The organism is Sphingopyxis soli (genome assembly GCF_018682675.1).
Lineage (GTDB): Bacteria > Pseudomonadota > Alphaproteobacteria > Sphingomonadales > Sphingomonadaceae > Sphingopyxis > Sphingopyxis soli.
In genome coordinates this window covers 13,730-27,823 of record NZ_JAFMTR010000017.1, presented here as the reverse complement: position 1 = coordinate 27,823, position 14,094 = coordinate 13,730, and the positions used below count along the sequence as shown (strand labels likewise).

General features: G+C 65.7%; 13 protein-coding genes. 11 read left to right on the top strand and 2 right to left on the bottom strand.

The genetic code is table 11. From position 1 onward, the window contains the following. Positions 1–47: 47 nt before the first annotated feature. Entirely contained in the window at positions 48–854 is an 807-nt protein-coding gene (locus tag J1N50_RS02575) for an enoyl-CoA hydratase-related protein (protein WP_215350078.1), read from the bottom strand. A 271-nt stretch (positions 855–1,125) separates the two neighbouring features. Here J1N50_RS02575 and J1N50_RS02570 point away from each other — a divergent pair, with 271 nt between their 5' ends. After that, positions 1,126–2,481 carry a phosphotransferase family protein gene (locus J1N50_RS02570; protein WP_215350076.1) on the top strand — a complete coding sequence of 452 codons (1,356 nt, stop codon included), beginning with the start codon at positions 1,126–1,128 and terminating at the stop codon, positions 2,479–2,481. A 20-nt stretch (positions 2,482–2,501) separates the two neighbouring features. Beyond that, positions 2,502–3,791 carry an acyl-CoA dehydrogenase family protein gene (locus J1N50_RS02565; RefSeq protein WP_215350074.1) on the top strand — a complete coding sequence of 430 codons (1,290 nt, stop codon included), beginning with the start codon at positions 2,502–2,504 and terminating at the stop codon, positions 3,789–3,791. Between the two features lie 155 nt (positions 3,792–3,946). Here the strand turns inward: J1N50_RS02565 and J1N50_RS02560 are convergent, their stop codons facing one another. After that, positions 3,947–4,618, bottom strand: coding sequence for an OmpW/AlkL family protein (locus J1N50_RS02560; protein WP_215350072.1), 672 nt, complete (start codon positions 4,616–4,618; stop codon positions 3,947–3,949). Between the two features lie 169 nt (positions 4,619–4,787). Between J1N50_RS02560 and ccoN the strand changes: the two genes are divergently transcribed. The 9 genes from ccoN (at position 4,788) to hemN (ending at position 14,093) form a co-directional block, all read left to right on the top strand. Continuing rightward, complete coding sequence (ccoN, locus tag J1N50_RS02555; RefSeq protein WP_215350070.1) at positions 4,788–6,446, top strand: cytochrome-c oxidase, cbb3-type subunit I; 1,659 nt, start codon at positions 4,788–4,790, stop codon at positions 6,444–6,446. Between the two features lie 11 nt (positions 6,447–6,457). After that, complete coding sequence (gene ccoO / locus J1N50_RS02550; protein WP_215350067.1) at positions 6,458–7,234, top strand: cytochrome-c oxidase, cbb3-type subunit II; 777 nt, start codon at positions 6,458–6,460, stop codon at positions 7,232–7,234. Beyond that, positions 7,231–7,389, top strand: a complete 159-nt coding sequence (locus J1N50_RS02545) for a cbb3-type cytochrome c oxidase subunit 3 (RefSeq protein WP_215350065.1) — start codon at positions 7,231–7,233, stop codon at positions 7,387–7,389. Before ccoO ends, J1N50_RS02545 begins: the two co-directional genes overlap by 4 nt. Next, positions 7,382–8,320, top strand: a complete 939-nt coding sequence (ccoP, locus tag J1N50_RS02540; protein ID WP_215350062.1) for a cytochrome-c oxidase, cbb3-type subunit III — start codon at positions 7,382–7,384, stop codon at positions 8,318–8,320. The genes J1N50_RS02545 and ccoP overlap by 8 nt, the downstream gene beginning before the upstream one ends. Beyond that, entirely contained in the window at positions 8,307–9,752 is a 1,446-nt protein-coding gene (gene ccoG / locus J1N50_RS02535) for a cytochrome c oxidase accessory protein CcoG (RefSeq protein WP_215350060.1), read from the top strand. Before ccoP ends, ccoG begins: the two co-directional genes overlap by 14 nt. Before the next feature lie 2 nt (positions 9,753–9,754). Then, positions 9,755–10,225, top strand: coding sequence for a FixH family protein (locus tag J1N50_RS02530; protein WP_215350058.1), 471 nt, complete (start codon positions 9,755–9,757; stop codon positions 10,223–10,225). Then, a complete protein-coding gene (locus J1N50_RS02525) occupies positions 10,222–12,336 on the top strand; it encodes a heavy metal translocating P-type ATPase (RefSeq protein ID WP_215350056.1) in 2,115 nt (704 codons plus the stop codon). The genes J1N50_RS02530 and J1N50_RS02525 overlap by 4 nt, the downstream gene beginning before the upstream one ends. Continuing rightward, a complete protein-coding gene (gene ccoS, locus J1N50_RS02520; protein WP_215350054.1) occupies positions 12,333–12,485 on the top strand; it encodes a cbb3-type cytochrome oxidase assembly protein CcoS in 153 nt (50 codons plus the stop codon). Before J1N50_RS02525 ends, ccoS begins: the two co-directional genes overlap by 4 nt. Before the next feature lie 288 nt (positions 12,486–12,773). Further along, a complete protein-coding gene (hemN, locus tag J1N50_RS02515) occupies positions 12,774–14,093 on the top strand; it encodes an oxygen-independent coproporphyrinogen III oxidase (RefSeq protein ID WP_215350052.1) in 1,320 nt (439 codons plus the stop codon). Position 14,094: the final 1 nt, after the last annotated feature.

Genomic DNA, 14,094 nt, shown 5'->3' with positions numbered 1-14,094 from the left:
TGGGGCAAGGCCGAAGGCGGCCCCCGCCTTCGCGGGGGCGACGCCCTTTACCGACCCTTGAACTCGGTCTTGCGCTTCTGCTGGAAGGCCATGATCCCTTCCATTGCGTCGGCGGTGCCACCCGCGACGAACTGGCCCCTGGCTTCGGCGTCGAGCGTGGTCGCGAAATCCTGCGTCAGGCCGTCGCGCAGCACTTTCCGCATCGTGCCGAGCGCGATCGTCGGGCCGTTCGCAAGGCGCGTCGCCAGCGCCCTCGCTTCGGCGAGCAGGTCCGCATCCTCGACGCATTTGTAAATCATGCCCCAGTCGGCCGCCTGATCTGCCGAGATCTTCTCACCCAGCATCATCATCTGCAGCGCGCGCGGCACGCCGACCAGGCGTGGGAGAAGCCACGACGAGCCGCCGTCGGGAACCAGGCCGATGTTGACGAAGGCCTGAAGGAAATAGGCGCTCTTGCCCGCGATCGTGAAATCGCCCGACAGGGCAAAGCTGCATCCGACGCCCGCCGCGGGGCCATTGACCGCGACGACGACCGGGATGTCGAGATTCGCGAGTGCGAGCAGCATAGGGTTGTAATGGCCACGCAGCGCATTGCGGCTTCGCGCTCCGCCGCCGACCGCGCCGCCACCCGAGCGGTCCTCCGCCAGATCGGCGCCCGAACAGAAGCCGCGTCCTTCGCCGGTGATCAGCAGCGCGCGCGCGCCGAGGCCGGGTAGATGATCGAGCGCGGCGCGAATATCGTCGGCCATCGCGGGCGGCATCGAGTTCAGCCGGTCGGGACGGTTGAGCGTGATCGTCGCGACGGTGTCGGCGATTTCGAGCTTGATGCTGTCGAAGCTGGGGACGTCGGTCATGGGGAAGAAATCCTCTCGGCTGTTCGCTGGTCTTTACCTTTACGTTCACGTAAACTTGTGGCTTAATCGACGGACGAACGCAAGGGGTGTTGGATGGCGATGTCGGCGCGGTCTGCTGCGGCCAGGGGGATGCCTCTCGCAGCGTGCCGGTGCACGAAAAACATCCGGACCTGCGGAATGATACCTCCGCCCCTTGCATCGGTCGGCCGGCGGGTTTGTATTATCATGATGCCAGGTAAAGATTGATGGGGGGGATGCGACGGTGGGGGCGATGGCTGATCTGCACGAGAAGCTCGGCCTATTCATGACCCGTATTCTCGGCCGGGGCGCATTGTCGGGCCCGGTTCGGTTGTCGGGCGGTGCGAATATGGAAAGCTGGTCGTTTGACTGGTCGGGCCCGGCGGGATCGGTGGGCTATGTCCTGCGCCGCGCACCGTCGGCGGACTATATGGCGGGCCGGCCCTATGGCCATGCCGACGAGGCCGCGCTGGTGATGGCGGCGCACGCGGCGGGGGTGAAGGCGCCCGAAGTGGTCGGCGTGCTGTCCGATGCCGACGGCATGGGCACCGGCTATGTGATGCGCCGCATCGTCGCCGAGGTGAGCCCGGCGAAGATATTGGCGGACCCGCCGCCATCCCTGCTCGCCGACCTCGGCCGCGAGCTCGCGCGCATCCACGCGATCCCGCGCGCGGCGATTCCCGCCGCAATCCCGCTGATGGACACCGCCGAGGCGCTCGCGGAACTCAAGACGAGGTTCCTGTCCTATGGCGGCGATCGTCCGGCGATCGCGCTCGCGATCCGCTGGTGCGAGGATCATCTGCCCGCGCCTGCCGATCCGGTGCTCGTCCATGGCGACTATCGCATGGGCAATGTGATGGTCGATCTCGCGAAGGACGCGGGCGGCCTCGCCGCGGTGCTCGACTGGGAGCTCGCGCATCTGGGCGACGCGCACGAGGATCTCGCCTTCGGCTGCATGGCGGTGTGGCGCTTCGGCCGGATCGATCGGCCCGCCTTCGGCCTCGGCAGTCTCGAGGACTATTTCGCCGCCTATCGGGCGGCGGGCGGCCTCCCGGTCGATCGGGCGCGGTTCCGCTTCTGGCTCGTCTATCGCACGCTCTGGTGGGCGCTCGGCTGTCTGCAGATGGGGCAGGCGTGGCGGAACGGCACCGACCCGACGGTCGAGCGCGTCGTCATCGGACGGCGCACGGCGGAGCAGGAGCTCGACCTGGTCGAACTCATCGGGGCGGAGGCGCCCGACATCGAGAAGGCGAGAACGCTGCCGCCATCGCCCGCGGCCATGCCCGCGCCGGTTGGCGAGCCGACGAACCGCGAGATGGTGCAGGCGGTGCGCGACTGGATCGAGGGTGCGGTCAAGCCGAAGTCCGAAGGGCACGACAAATTCGAGGCGGTGGTCGCCATGAATGCGCTCGGCATCGTGATGCGCGACCTCGAGACCGGCGTGCGCGCCGAGGACAAGGCGCTGTCCGACGCCCTGCTGTCGGGCGAGCGAACGCTGGCGGAACCGGGCCTGCTCGCGCGCCTGCGCCGCTCGGCGCTCGACAAATGCGCGGTCGACAGCCCCAAATATGCCGCGCTGGCGGCAGCGCGCGCGGCGTGGAACGGATAGGATAAAAGGGGAGAGAGAGGATGGATTTTGCTGTTCCGGCCGATTTGCAGGCCTATCTGGACGAACTCGATGCCTTCATCGAAGCCGAGATCAGGCCGCTGGAAGAGGCTGGCGACAATATCCGCTTCTTCGACCATCGCCGCGAGCATAGCCGCACCGACTGGGACAATCAGGGTCTGCCGCGGCACGAGTGGGAGCAGCTTTTGCGCCAGGCGACGCGGCGCGCCGATGCCGCGGGCCACTGGCGTTTTTCCGCGCCGAAGAAATATGGCGGCAAGGATGGCAGCAATCTGTGGATGGCGGTGATCCGCGAGCATTTCGCCGCGAAGGGTCTCGGCCTCCACAACGACCTCCAGAACGAGCATAGCATCGTCGGCAACTTCCCCTTCGTCGAAATGTTCGAACAGTTCGCGACGAGCGAGGAACAGAAGCAGGAATTCATCCTCGGCGGCTTCGAGGGCAAGCGGCGGACCGCCTTCGGCCTGACCGAGCCCGACCATGGGTCGGACGCCACGCATATGGAAACGCGCGCGGTGCGCGAGACGCGCGATGGCGTCGACGGCTGGCTGATCAACGGCCGCAAGATGTGGATCACCGGCATGCATGTCGCGACCCACTGCGCGACCTTCTGCCGCACCGACGGACAGGATGGCGATGCGAAGGGCATCACCTGCTTGCTGGTTCCGACGGGCACGCCGGGGATGACGGTCGACGAATATATGTGGACCTTCAACATGCCGACCGACCATCCGCGGATGACCTTCAGCGATGTCTGGGTGCCCGACAGCGCGCGGTTGGGCCCGGTCGGCGGCGGGCTGTCGATCGCCCAGAGCTTCGTCCACCAGAACCGCATCCGGCAGGCGGCGTCATCGCTGGGCGCCGCGGTCTACTGCATCGAGGAAAGTGTGCGTTATGCACGGACACGCAAGCCGTTCGGCGAAGCCCTCGCGAAAAACCAGGCGATCCAGTTCCCGCTCGTCGAACTCGCGACGCAGGCCGAGATGCTGCGCCTGCTGATCCGCAAAACCGCGTGGGAGATGGACCGCACGCCGCACAAGGAGATCGAGCGCACGCTCTCCGACAAGGTCAGCATGTGCAATTACTGGGCGAACCGCCTCGTCTGCGAAGCCGCCGACCGCGCGATGCAGGTCCACGGCGGCATCGGCTATTCGCGGCACAAGCCGTTCGAACATATCTATCGCCACCACCGCCGCTACCGGATCACCGAGGGCGCCGAGGAAATCCAGATGCGGAAAGTCGCCGCCTATCTGTTCGGCTATATGGGGCCGCGCAAGGGAACGCTGGGGTAGCCGACCGGTGCAGGAGTCTGCACAGATCAGCCCTTTTGCAAAATTTTCGAACGATTTCAGAGAAAACAGGCGGCATCCGGATAGCGGGGATGAGATGGTTGGTGACAGCGCGGAGATAGCGGGATAGCCCGCTATCCCCCCGACAAGGGACCGCGTCAGAAGCGGAATGCAACCCCGGCGCTGATCACCCACGGATCCAGGGTGTGGCGCGTCTTGATCACCGGCGTCGGGCCGGCGTACCAGGTCGCTGTGGGCCGCAGGAAATAGCGCTTGGCGTCGAGCGAGAATGCGAGACCCTTGTCGTTGACCGGAATATCGACGCCCGCTTGCAGCGCAGCCCCGAGCTTGTCGCTCATCTTCTGGCGCGTCGCGCCCAGCGACCGGGTCGTTGCGCCCGGCTTCTCGTCGATGAAGATGAAATAGCTCGGGCCGGCGCCAACATAAGGCTGGATGCCGCCTTCCTTGCCGAAATGATATTTGAGCGTGAGTGTCGCGGGGACGATCTTGGCGTCGGAGACCAGCGTGGCACCGCTGAGCCCGCCCCGGCCGTTCACATCGTGCTGGGTGACACCCGCGATCGTTTCGAGCGAGATATTGTCGGCGACGAAGTATTCGATCGCGACCGTCGGCGTGACATTGTCGTCCGCCTTCGCCTGCGTGCCCGCGGGAAGGCCGATCGCATCGAGCTTGACGTCGCGGATCTTGCCGTCGGGCGCCACATAGGTCGCGAAGATCTTGAACTGGATATCGCCTGTCTTGGCTGAGGCCTGGCCGGGAACCGCCAGCGCGGCGGCCAGCGCGATGAGGGAGAGATAGTCTTTTTTCATGTCGGTGCTCCTTGCGTTGACGGGGGCTCCCTGCACCGGCCGGCTCCCCGCAGCATTGATGCCGCGCAATCTATTCGTTGATCCTGGTCAATGTTTTCGCCCGCCGCGGCCTCCAAGAGCGACCCCGAACCGCGCAGCACCGAAGCCGCGCCGAGCAGGGAAAAGCGATATGGACACATTGGTTGCAAAGGCGGGGGGCTGGCTTGCGCTGACCTTGCTGGCGTTGGTCATGGCGGCGCTTGCGGTCGATGCGCCCTTTGCCGTCCATATGCTCATCGTCGCCCTGGCCAGCTTCATGGCCCTCTGGGCGACCCTGATGCGCGCCGACTATCAGCGCATCGCGCGCGGCCTCCTCAGGATGCCGGGCAATGAGGGCGTCTATGACGACGACCCGATCCGCTGGGGCGTGCTTGCGACGCTCTTCTGGGGCGTCGCGGGGATGGCAGCGGGCCTCTATATCGCGCTCCAGCTTGCCTTTCCGGCGCTGAACCTGGGGTTCGAATATACGACCTTCGGACGTCTGCGCCCGCTGCACACCTCGGCGGTGATCTTCGCCTTTGGCGGCAACGCGCTGATCGCGACGAGCTTCTACGTCGTGCAGCGTACCTGCCGCGCGCGGCTCGCCTTCCCGACGCTCGCGCGCTTCGTGTTCTGGGGATATCAGCTGTTCATCGTCCTTGCGGCGACCGGCTATCTGATGGGCGTTACCGAGGCGAAGGAATATGCCGAGCCCGAATGGTATGTCGACCTGTGGCTGACGATCGTCTGGGTTGCCTATCTGGTCGTGTTCGCCGGTACGATCGTCAAACGGCGTGAACCGCACATCTATGTCGCGAACTGGTTCTACCTCAGCTTCATCCTCACCATCGCGATGCTCCATCTCGTCAACAATCTGTCGATGCCGGCGAGCCTCTTCGGCTCGAAGAGTTACGCCGCCTTCGCGGGCGTCCAGGATGCGCTGACGCAATGGTGGTACGGGCATAACGCCGTCGGCTTCTTCCTGACCGCGGGTTTCCTCGCGATGATGTATTATTTCGTGCCGAAGCAGGCCGAGCGGCCTGTTTACAGCTACCGCCTGTCGATCATCCATTTCTGGTCGCTGATCTTCCTCTACATCTGGGCGGGCCCGCACCACCTTCACTATACCGCGCTGCCCGACTGGGCGCAGACGCTTGGCATGGTCTTCTCGGTCATGCTGTGGATGCCGAGCTGGGGCGGGATGATCAACGGGCTGATGACGCTCAACGGCGCGTGGGACAAGATCCGCACCGACCCGATCATCCGGATGATGGTGATGGCGCTCGCCTTCTACGGGATGAGCACCTTCGAAGGCCCGATGATGTCGATCAAATGGGTCAATTCCATGTCGCATTACACCGACTGGACGATCGGCCATGTGCACAGCGGTGCGCTCGGCTGGAACGGCATGATCACCTTTGCCTGCGTCTATTATCTCGTGCCGCGCCTGTGGGGCCGCGAGCGGCTTTACAGCCTCCGCATGGTCAACTGGCACTTCTGGCTCGCGACCGTCGGCATCGTTTTCTACGCCGCCTCGATGTGGGTCGCGGGCATCATGCAGGGCCTGATGTGGCGCGAGTACGGCGCCGACGGCTACCTCGTCTACAGCTTCGCAGAGAGCGTCGCGGCGATGCATCCGATGTATCTGATCCGCGCGGCGGGCGGGGCGATGTACCTCGCCGGCTTCCTGATCATGATCGTCAATGTATGGGCGACGCTCGGCGCCAAGGTCCGCGCCGAAAAGCCGATGACCGAAACCCCCTACAATGCCGCGGCCGACCGTCCGCTCGCGCCCGTCCCCGCCGAATAAGGAGCCCTCTCATGGCAACCCATCCTGCCGAAAAGGGCTTCAGCCACAAGAAGCTCGAACGCAATGTCACGCTCTTGGGCGCATTGGCGCTGGCTGTCGTCACCATCGGCGGAATCGTCGAGATCGCGCCGCTCTTCTGGATCGACAACACCGTCGAGAAGGTCGTGGGGATGCGCCCTTACACCCCCCTCGAACTCGCGGGGCGCAACATCTACATGCGCGAGGGCTGCTACACCTGCCACAGCCAGATGATCCGCCCGTTCCGCGACGAGGTCGAACGCTACGGCCATTACAGCCTTGCTGCCGAAAGCATGTACGACCACCCGTTCCAATGGGGTTCGAAGCGCACCGGACCCGATCTGGCGCGTGTCGGCGGCCGCTACTCGGACGAGTGGCACAAGGCGCATCTGATCGATCCGCGCAGCGTCGTGCCGGAATCGATCATGCCGCCTTATGCATTTCTCGCGGACCGCGACCTTGAACCCGGTGACATGGCGAACGACCTGACTGCACTCTATCGTGTCGGTGTGCCCTATACCAAGGCGGACATCGCCAAGGCGAATGACGATATCCAGGCCCAGGCCAATCCCGACGCGGGGGCGGGCGATCTGCAGACGCGATACCCGAAAGCGCAGGTGCGCGACTTCGACGGCGATCCGTCGCGGGTCACCGAGATGGACGCTCTCGTCGCCTATCTCCAGATGCTCGGAACGCTCGTCGATGTCGAGAAGGCGGCGCCGCAGGAGCAAGCGCACGCGCCCGCTCCGGCAGGAGCGAAAGCGCCATGACCTATGACGATCTCAGGCACTTCGCCGACAGCTGGGGGCTGGTCGTGATGGCGGTCGTCTTCCTCATCCTCATCGCATGGCCGCTGCGCGGCAGCGCACGCCAGCGCAACCGCGACGCCGCGAACATGATCTTCAGGGACGACGAGCATGGCTGACCATAAACGGATCGACGAGGCCACCGGCACGAGCACGGTCGGTCATGAATGGGACGGTATCGAGGAACTGAATACGCCTCTGCCGCGCTGGTGGCTCTGGACCTTCTATGCCACGATCGTCTGGGCGGCGGTCTATGTGGTGCTATTCCCCGCATGGCCGATGATCGATGGCGCGACCGAAGGTTTGCTCGGATGGTCGAGCCGCGGGCAGCTCGAAAGGGAACTCGCGGTCGATGCGAAGCGCCGCGCGCCGATCGTGCAGGCGATCGGTGCGGCCGAACTCGCCGATTTGCCGGCCAGACCTGAACTGATGCAAGCCGCGGTGCAGGGCGGCGGCGCGGCTTTTCGTGTCCATTGCGTGCAGTGCCACGGCGCGGGCGGCGCGGGGGTCAAGAAACTCTACCCCAGCCTGACCGACGACGACTGGCTGTGGGGTGGGGATTTGCCAACGATCCAGGACACCATCACCCACGGCATCCGGAATCCCGATCACAAGCAAACGCGAATGAGTCAGATGCCGGCTTTCGGCCGCGACGGCATCCTCGAACCCGCGCAAATTGCCGATGCCGTGAGCTATGTGCGGACGATCAGCCGGCAGGAGAAGCCCGGCGCCTCCTCGGCGCGCGGCGCCGCGATCTTCGAAACGAACTGTGCGGTCTGTCACGGGGCGAGTGGCGAGGGCGGCCGACAGGTCGGCGCGCCGAAGCTGACCGACGCGATCTGGCTCTATGGCGGCGACCGGGCCAGCCTGACCGCGACGATCACCCAGCCGAGGAACGGTGTCATGCCGCGCTGGGGTGAACGGCTCGATCCGGTCACGATCAAGATGCTGGCGGCCTATGTCTATTCGCTCGGCGGCGGCGAAAAGCTCGCCCCGCCAGCCGGTGGCACAGCGGCGCCGGACGGACGGCAGGCCGATGGCAAGCCCTGAGCATCTGGCAAAGGCGTCGCTCTATGAGGCGCGGAAGGGCGTTTACCCCAAAAAGGTCGACGGCTTCTTCCGCCGCTTCAAATGGGGGATCATGGCGGTCACGCTCGCCATATACTATGGCACCCCCTGGATACGCTGGGATCGTGGCCCTTATGCGCCCGATCAGGCAGTACTCGTCGATCTCGCCCACCGCCGTTTCTACATGTTCCAGATCGAAATCTGGCCGCACGAATTCTACTATGTCGCGGGCCTGCTCATCATGGCTGGGATCGGCCTGTTCCTGCTGACGAGCGCGGTGGGCCGCGCCTGGTGCGGCTATGCCTGCCCGCAGACCGTGTGGACCGACCTGTTCCAGCATGTCGACCGGCTGATCGACGGCGATCGCAATGCCCAGATCCGCTTGGCGAACGCGCCGTGGAGCGTGAACAAGGCCGCACGCCGCGGTGCAAAATATCTCGTCTATCTCGTCATCGCCTTCTGGACCGGCGGCGCGTGGATCATGTATTTCGCAGATGCCCCGACGCTGACACATGATTTCTGGACCGGACAGGCCGCGCCGATCGCCTATGGAACGGTCGCGGTGCTGACCGCGACCACCTTCATCCTCGGCGGCTTCATGCGCGAGCAGGTCTGCATCTATATGTGCCCCTGGCCGCGCATCCAGACCGCGATGATGGACGAAAAATCGCTGCTCGTGACCTACAAGGACTGGCGCGGCGAACCGCGCGGCAGCCTGAAGCAGGCGCAGGCGCACCCGGGGGCGTTCGGCGACTGCATCGACTGCAACCAGTGCGTCGCGGTCTGCCCGACCGGCGTCGACATCCGGCAGGGGCCGCAGATCGGCTGCATCACCTGCGCGCTCTGCATCGATGCCTGCGACGGCGTTATGGCGCAGATCGGACGGCCGCGAGGGCTCATCGACTATTGCACGCTCGAGGATGCGGCGGCCGAGCAGGCCGGCGGCACCTCGAAGCCGGTTCGCAAGGCGCTCATGCACCCCCGAACGATCATCTATTTCTCGATCTGGAGCGCGATCGGACTCGCAATGCTCTTCTCGCTCGGACAGCGGACGCGGCTCGATCTCGCCGTCCAGCATGAGCGCAGCCCGCTTTATGTTCAGCTGTCGGACGGCGGCATCCGCAACACCTACACGCTGAAACTGCGCAATATGGAAGCCCGCCCGCGCCGCGTGTCGGTATCCGTGAGCGGTCTCGCCGGTGCGGCGCTCTGGAGCGAAGATGGCGCGCGCGAAGACGCCCGGCAATCGCTCGACGTCGCGCTGCCCGCCGACAGCGTCACGCGCGTCAAACTGTTCGTGGCGGCGCCTGGCGGCGGACCTGCACGGCAGGATTTCACGATCGCAACGCGCGGGCTCGACGGCGATCCGCGCGGCGACAGCGAAACGATCCAGTTCGACCGGCCGGAGACATGACGATGCGAGAACAGACCAGAGCAAAGAGCTTCACCGGCCGCCACATGACGATCATCCTGGTCGCCTTTTTCGGCGTGGTGATCGCGGTCAACTTCACGATGGCGCGGCTGGCGTCGTCGACGTTCGGCGGAACCGTCGTCGACAACAGCTATGTCGCCAGCCAGCAGTATAACGAATGGCTGGCGCGCGCCGCCGCTCAGGATCGGCTCGGCTGGGACACCGAAATGACCGTCGATTCGTCGCGATATCTTCTCCTCGCGGTGCGCAAGGAAGGCGTGCCGCTAGGCAATGTGCAGGCCGTGGCCACGGTTCATCATCCGCTTGGCCGCACCGCTCCCGTCACGCTTCGCTTCGAGTCGGCGACCGGCGGCGCGTTGCGCTCGACCCGCCCGCTGGCGGCTGGGCGCTGGCGGCTCGACCTCGTCGTCCGGCATGGAGCGGCCGAAGCGCGATATCGCGAAGACGTGCGATGACCGCTGCTGCTCTCGTCGAACGCGATTTCGCGGTTCCCGACATTCGCTGCGCAAGCTGCATCGCTAAGCTCGAGCAGGGCTTGGTGCGCGACAGGCGCATCGCGGCCGCACGCGTGAACTTCACCGAGAAACGCGTCCATCTTTCCTGCATCCCCGGCGCCGAGATGCCCGACCTGATCGGCGCCTTCACCAATCTGGGGTTCGAGGCGCATCCGATCGGCACCGGGCCGGAGGAGGCCGACCGAGCGGCCGAAACGAGCCGCGACCTTTTGCGCGCGGTCGCCGTCGCGGGCTTCGCGATGATGAACATCATGCTGCTGTCGGTCTCGGTCTGGTCCGGCGCGACGGGAGCGACCCGCGACCTGTTTCACTGGCTCTCGGCGCTGATTGCGCTGCCGACGGTCGCCTACGCCGGTCGGCCCTTCTTCCGATCGGCGTGGCGCGCGCTGCGTCACGGGCGCACGAACATGGACGTGCCGATTTCCATCGGGGTGCTCCTGGTCAGCGTCATGAGCCTTTACGAAACGATGACGCACGGTGCGCACGCCTATTTCGATGGCGCGGTGATGCTGCTGTTCTTCCTGCTCTGCGGGCGCTGGCTCGACAGCGTGATGCGGGACCGGGCGCGCGGCGGCGTCACCGCCCTGCTCCGAAACATGGGAACCGGCGCGATGGTCGTCGAGGGCGATGGGCGTACGCGCTGGGTCGATGCCACGGCACTCGAGCCCGGCATGGTGATGCTCGTCGCGGCGGGCGAGCGCCTGGCTGCCGACGGTCTGGTCATCGGCGGCGCGACCCGCCTCGACCTGTCGCTGCTGACCGGTGAAAGCGCGCCCCGGGATGTGCAAGCCGACGATCCCGTACACGCGGGCACGCTCAATCTCGACGCGCCGCTTCGCGTCCGCGTCACCGCGGCGGGAGCCGACACGGCCATAGCCGACATTGCGCGGCTGATGGGCGAGGCGGCGCAGGGCAAGTCCCGTTATGTCCGGATCGCCGACCGTGCCGCGCGTCTCTACGCGCCCGCGGTGCACTGTCTCGCGCTGGCAGCCTTCGCGGGGTGGATGATCGCCGGGGCGGGGTGGCACCACAGCCTTCTGATCGCGGCGGCGGTGCTGATCATCACCTGTCCCTGCGCGCTTGGTCTTGCCGTGCCCGCGGCGCAGATTGTCGCGGCGGGGGAGCTTATGCGGAAGGGGGTGTTGATCAAGGACGGGTCGGCGCTCGAGCGGCTCGCCGAAGTCGATCTCGCCTTGCTCGACAAGACCGGCACGCTGACTCTGGGGCGACCCGAGGCGCTCGATCTCGATGGGCTCGATGACGGCAAGAAGTCGCTGGTGCTGGCCTTGGCGCAAGCCAGCCGTCATCCGCTCAGCGAAGCGCTGACCCGCGGCTTGCAATGTGCCAATATTCTTCCCGCGGCGGTGACCGGCATCCGTGAAACGCCGGGCTTCGGGGTCGAAGCCCAGTGGGCCGATCGCGTCGTGACGCTCGGCCGTCCGCAGGGCGGTGAGAAAGGCGACGCGCTCGCGACCGAACTGGCCGTCGACGGAAAGCCCGTGGCGTCGATCCGGTTTGCCGATCAACTCCGGCCCGACGCGCGCGCCGTAACCGCGGCACTGCGGACCGAAGGCATCGACGCGATGATCCTGTCGGGCGACCGGGCCGACGCGGTCGCACCCGTCGCTCGCGAGCTCGGCCTGACCGCGCAGACGGGTATGAGCCCGCAGGACAAGCTCGCTGCCATCGAGCGTCAGGAGGCCGCCGGACACAAGGTGCTGATGCTCGGCGATGGGCTCAACGACGGACCGGCGCTCGCTGCCGGCCACGCCTCCATGGCGCCGGGCTCGGCGAGCGACGTCGGCAAAAATGCGGCGGACTGCATCTTCCTCGGCGATCGTCTGATGCCCGTCGTCGAAACGATCCGCATGGCGCGGCGTACCCAAGCGATCGTGAAGCAGAATTTTCTGCTAGCCATTGGTTACAACGTCATCGCGGTCCCGCTGGCCTTTCTCGGGCTCGTGACCCCGCTCGTCGCGGCAATCGCTATGTCGGGATCCTCGCTGATCGTTGTGGGCAATGCGCTACGGCTCAAGAGGGCGCCCGGATGAACGGCCTCGCATTTCTGATTCCGATCGCGCTCGGTCTCGGGCTGCTCGGGCTCGGCGCATTTTTCTGGTCGCTGAGGCAAGGGCAGTTCGAAGACCTCGACGGAGCGGCGCTCCGCATCTTCGTCGAGGATGAGGAAGAGCCGTCGTGAGGTCGCGCCTCGTCCTGCTGATGCTCGGGGCGATTTCGCTCGCGCAACCGCCAGCGCCGGTAGGCGCACATAGGCTGATGATCCCGGCCTGCGGCGGCGGCGAAGTGAAATATATCCCCATGCCCCGCGATCCCGCTGCCCCAGCCCAAGAGGACGGCTGTGCCAAGGCGTGTCATGCCGTTGCGGACCGTCGCTCGAAGCATCGCGGCGAAAAGACCGGTGGCTGCTGCTGACCTCGCCTTGATCCCGGTCAATGTCGGGGGCGGTCGCGGGCCGTAAAATCGGGGCATGTGGTCCTATCATCCCGATCTGCTCGCCAAGCCGGTTCCGCGCTACACCAGCTATCCGACCGCGATGGAGTTTGCCGAAGACGTCGGCGCCGGCGCCTATTTGGACGCACTCGACCGGGTCGAGGCCGCGACGCCCGTTTCCATCTATGTGCACATTCCCTTCTGCGACCAGATTTGCTGGTACTGCGGCTGCAACACCGGCGCTGCCGGTCGCAAGCAGCGGCTCGCCGACTATCTCGCGGCCCTTCAATCCGAGATCGCGATCGTCGCGAAGCGGCTGGGCGGGCGAGGGCGGGTGCGCCGCATCGCGTTCGGCGGCGGAAGCCCCAACGCGATCGCCCCGGTCGAACTCGTTCGCCTCCTCGACTTGGCGCAGACGCTGTTCGACGCGCATCATCCGGAGATTTCGATTGAGCTCGATCCGCGGGGATTCTCGTCCGAATGGGCCCTTGTTCTCGCGGCTGTGCGGGTCGGCCGGGTCAGCCTCGGGGTTCAGGCCTTTGCTCCCCATATCCAGCAGGCGATCGGGCGTATCCAGCCGTTGTCGCATATCGAACGCGTCGTGGCATCGCTACGACTGCGAGGCATCGATGCGATCAATTTCGACTTGATGTACGGCTTGCCCGGCCAGGCGCTCGCGGATCTTGAGGCAACGCTCGATGAAACGATCCGGCTCGCGCCGAGCCGCATTGCCCTGTTTGGCTACGCGCATCTTCCCGATATGATTCCGCGCCAACGCCGCATCGACGCGTCCGACCTTCCCGACATGAAGCGTCGCTTCGAGCAGGCAGACCTCGGTTATCGCCGGTTGACCGAAGCCGGCTACGTCCCCGTCGGGTTCGATCATTTCGCGCTGCCCCGCGACCCGCTCGCAATCGCGGCGGACGAGGGGCGCGTGAACCGGAATTTTCAGGGATTCACGGAGGACGATGCGCCGGTGCTGATTGGTCTTGGCGCGAGCGCCGTCAGCCTGTTTCCCGACCTTATCGTCCAGAATGAGAAGAAAGCGGGGCATTACCGCGATATCGTGATGGAGGGACGGGTCGCTTCGGTTCGCGGCGTTCGGCGGAACGCCGACCAGCAGCGTCGAGCCCGTCATATCAGCGACCTTTTGTGCAACCACCGCGCGCATTTGGACGCGAGCGAGCGCGCTGCCGCGCAAGGCGTGTTGATCGAGTATGAGAAGCGGGGGCTGATCGAGTGGGAAGGGACGGATCTCGTGATCTGCAATCGCGGCCTACCCTATGCACGCCACGTCGCCGCCGAGTTCGACCGCATTCGCGGCAGGTTGGCCTCTGCGACGATCGCGAACCTGTGAT

What these genes read in the sequence shown, in the direction of transcription:
- J1N50_RS02560 (WP_215350072.1), bottom strand. Translation starts at nt 4,618, where the DNA reads ATGAAAAAAGACTATCTCTCCCTCATCGCGCTGGCCGCCGCGCTGGCG.
- hemN (WP_215350052.1), top strand. Translation starts at nt 12,774, where the DNA reads ATGTGGTCCTATCATCCCGATCTGCTCGCCAAGCCGGTTCCGCGCTAC.
- J1N50_RS02545 (WP_215350065.1), top strand. Translation starts at nt 7,231, where the DNA reads ATGACCTATGACGATCTCAGGCACTTCGCCGACAGCTGGGGGCTGGTC.
- ccoN (WP_215350070.1), top strand. Translation starts at nt 4,788, where the DNA reads ATGGACACATTGGTTGCAAAGGCGGGGGGCTGGCTTGCGCTGACCTTG.
- ccoS (WP_215350054.1), top strand. Translation starts at nt 12,333, where the DNA reads ATGAACGGCCTCGCATTTCTGATTCCGATCGCGCTCGGTCTCGGGCTG.
- ccoG (WP_215350060.1), top strand. Translation starts at nt 8,307, where the DNA reads ATGGCAAGCCCTGAGCATCTGGCAAAGGCGTCGCTCTATGAGGCGCGG.
- J1N50_RS02570 (WP_215350076.1), top strand. Translation starts at nt 1,126, where the DNA reads ATGGCTGATCTGCACGAGAAGCTCGGCCTATTCATGACCCGTATTCTC.
- J1N50_RS02525 (WP_215350056.1), top strand. Translation starts at nt 10,222, where the DNA reads ATGACCGCTGCTGCTCTCGTCGAACGCGATTTCGCGGTTCCCGACATT.
- J1N50_RS02530 (WP_215350058.1), top strand. Translation starts at nt 9,755, where the DNA reads ATGCGAGAACAGACCAGAGCAAAGAGCTTCACCGGCCGCCACATGACG.
- J1N50_RS02565 (WP_215350074.1), top strand. Translation starts at nt 2,502, where the DNA reads ATGGATTTTGCTGTTCCGGCCGATTTGCAGGCCTATCTGGACGAACTC.
- J1N50_RS02575 (WP_215350078.1), bottom strand. Translation starts at nt 854, where the DNA reads ATGACCGACGTCCCCAGCTTCGACAGCATCAAGCTCGAAATCGCCGAC.
- ccoO (WP_215350067.1), top strand. Translation starts at nt 6,458, where the DNA reads ATGGCAACCCATCCTGCCGAAAAGGGCTTCAGCCACAAGAAGCTCGAA.
- ccoP (WP_215350062.1), top strand. Translation starts at nt 7,382, where the DNA reads ATGGCTGACCATAAACGGATCGACGAGGCCACCGGCACGAGCACGGTC.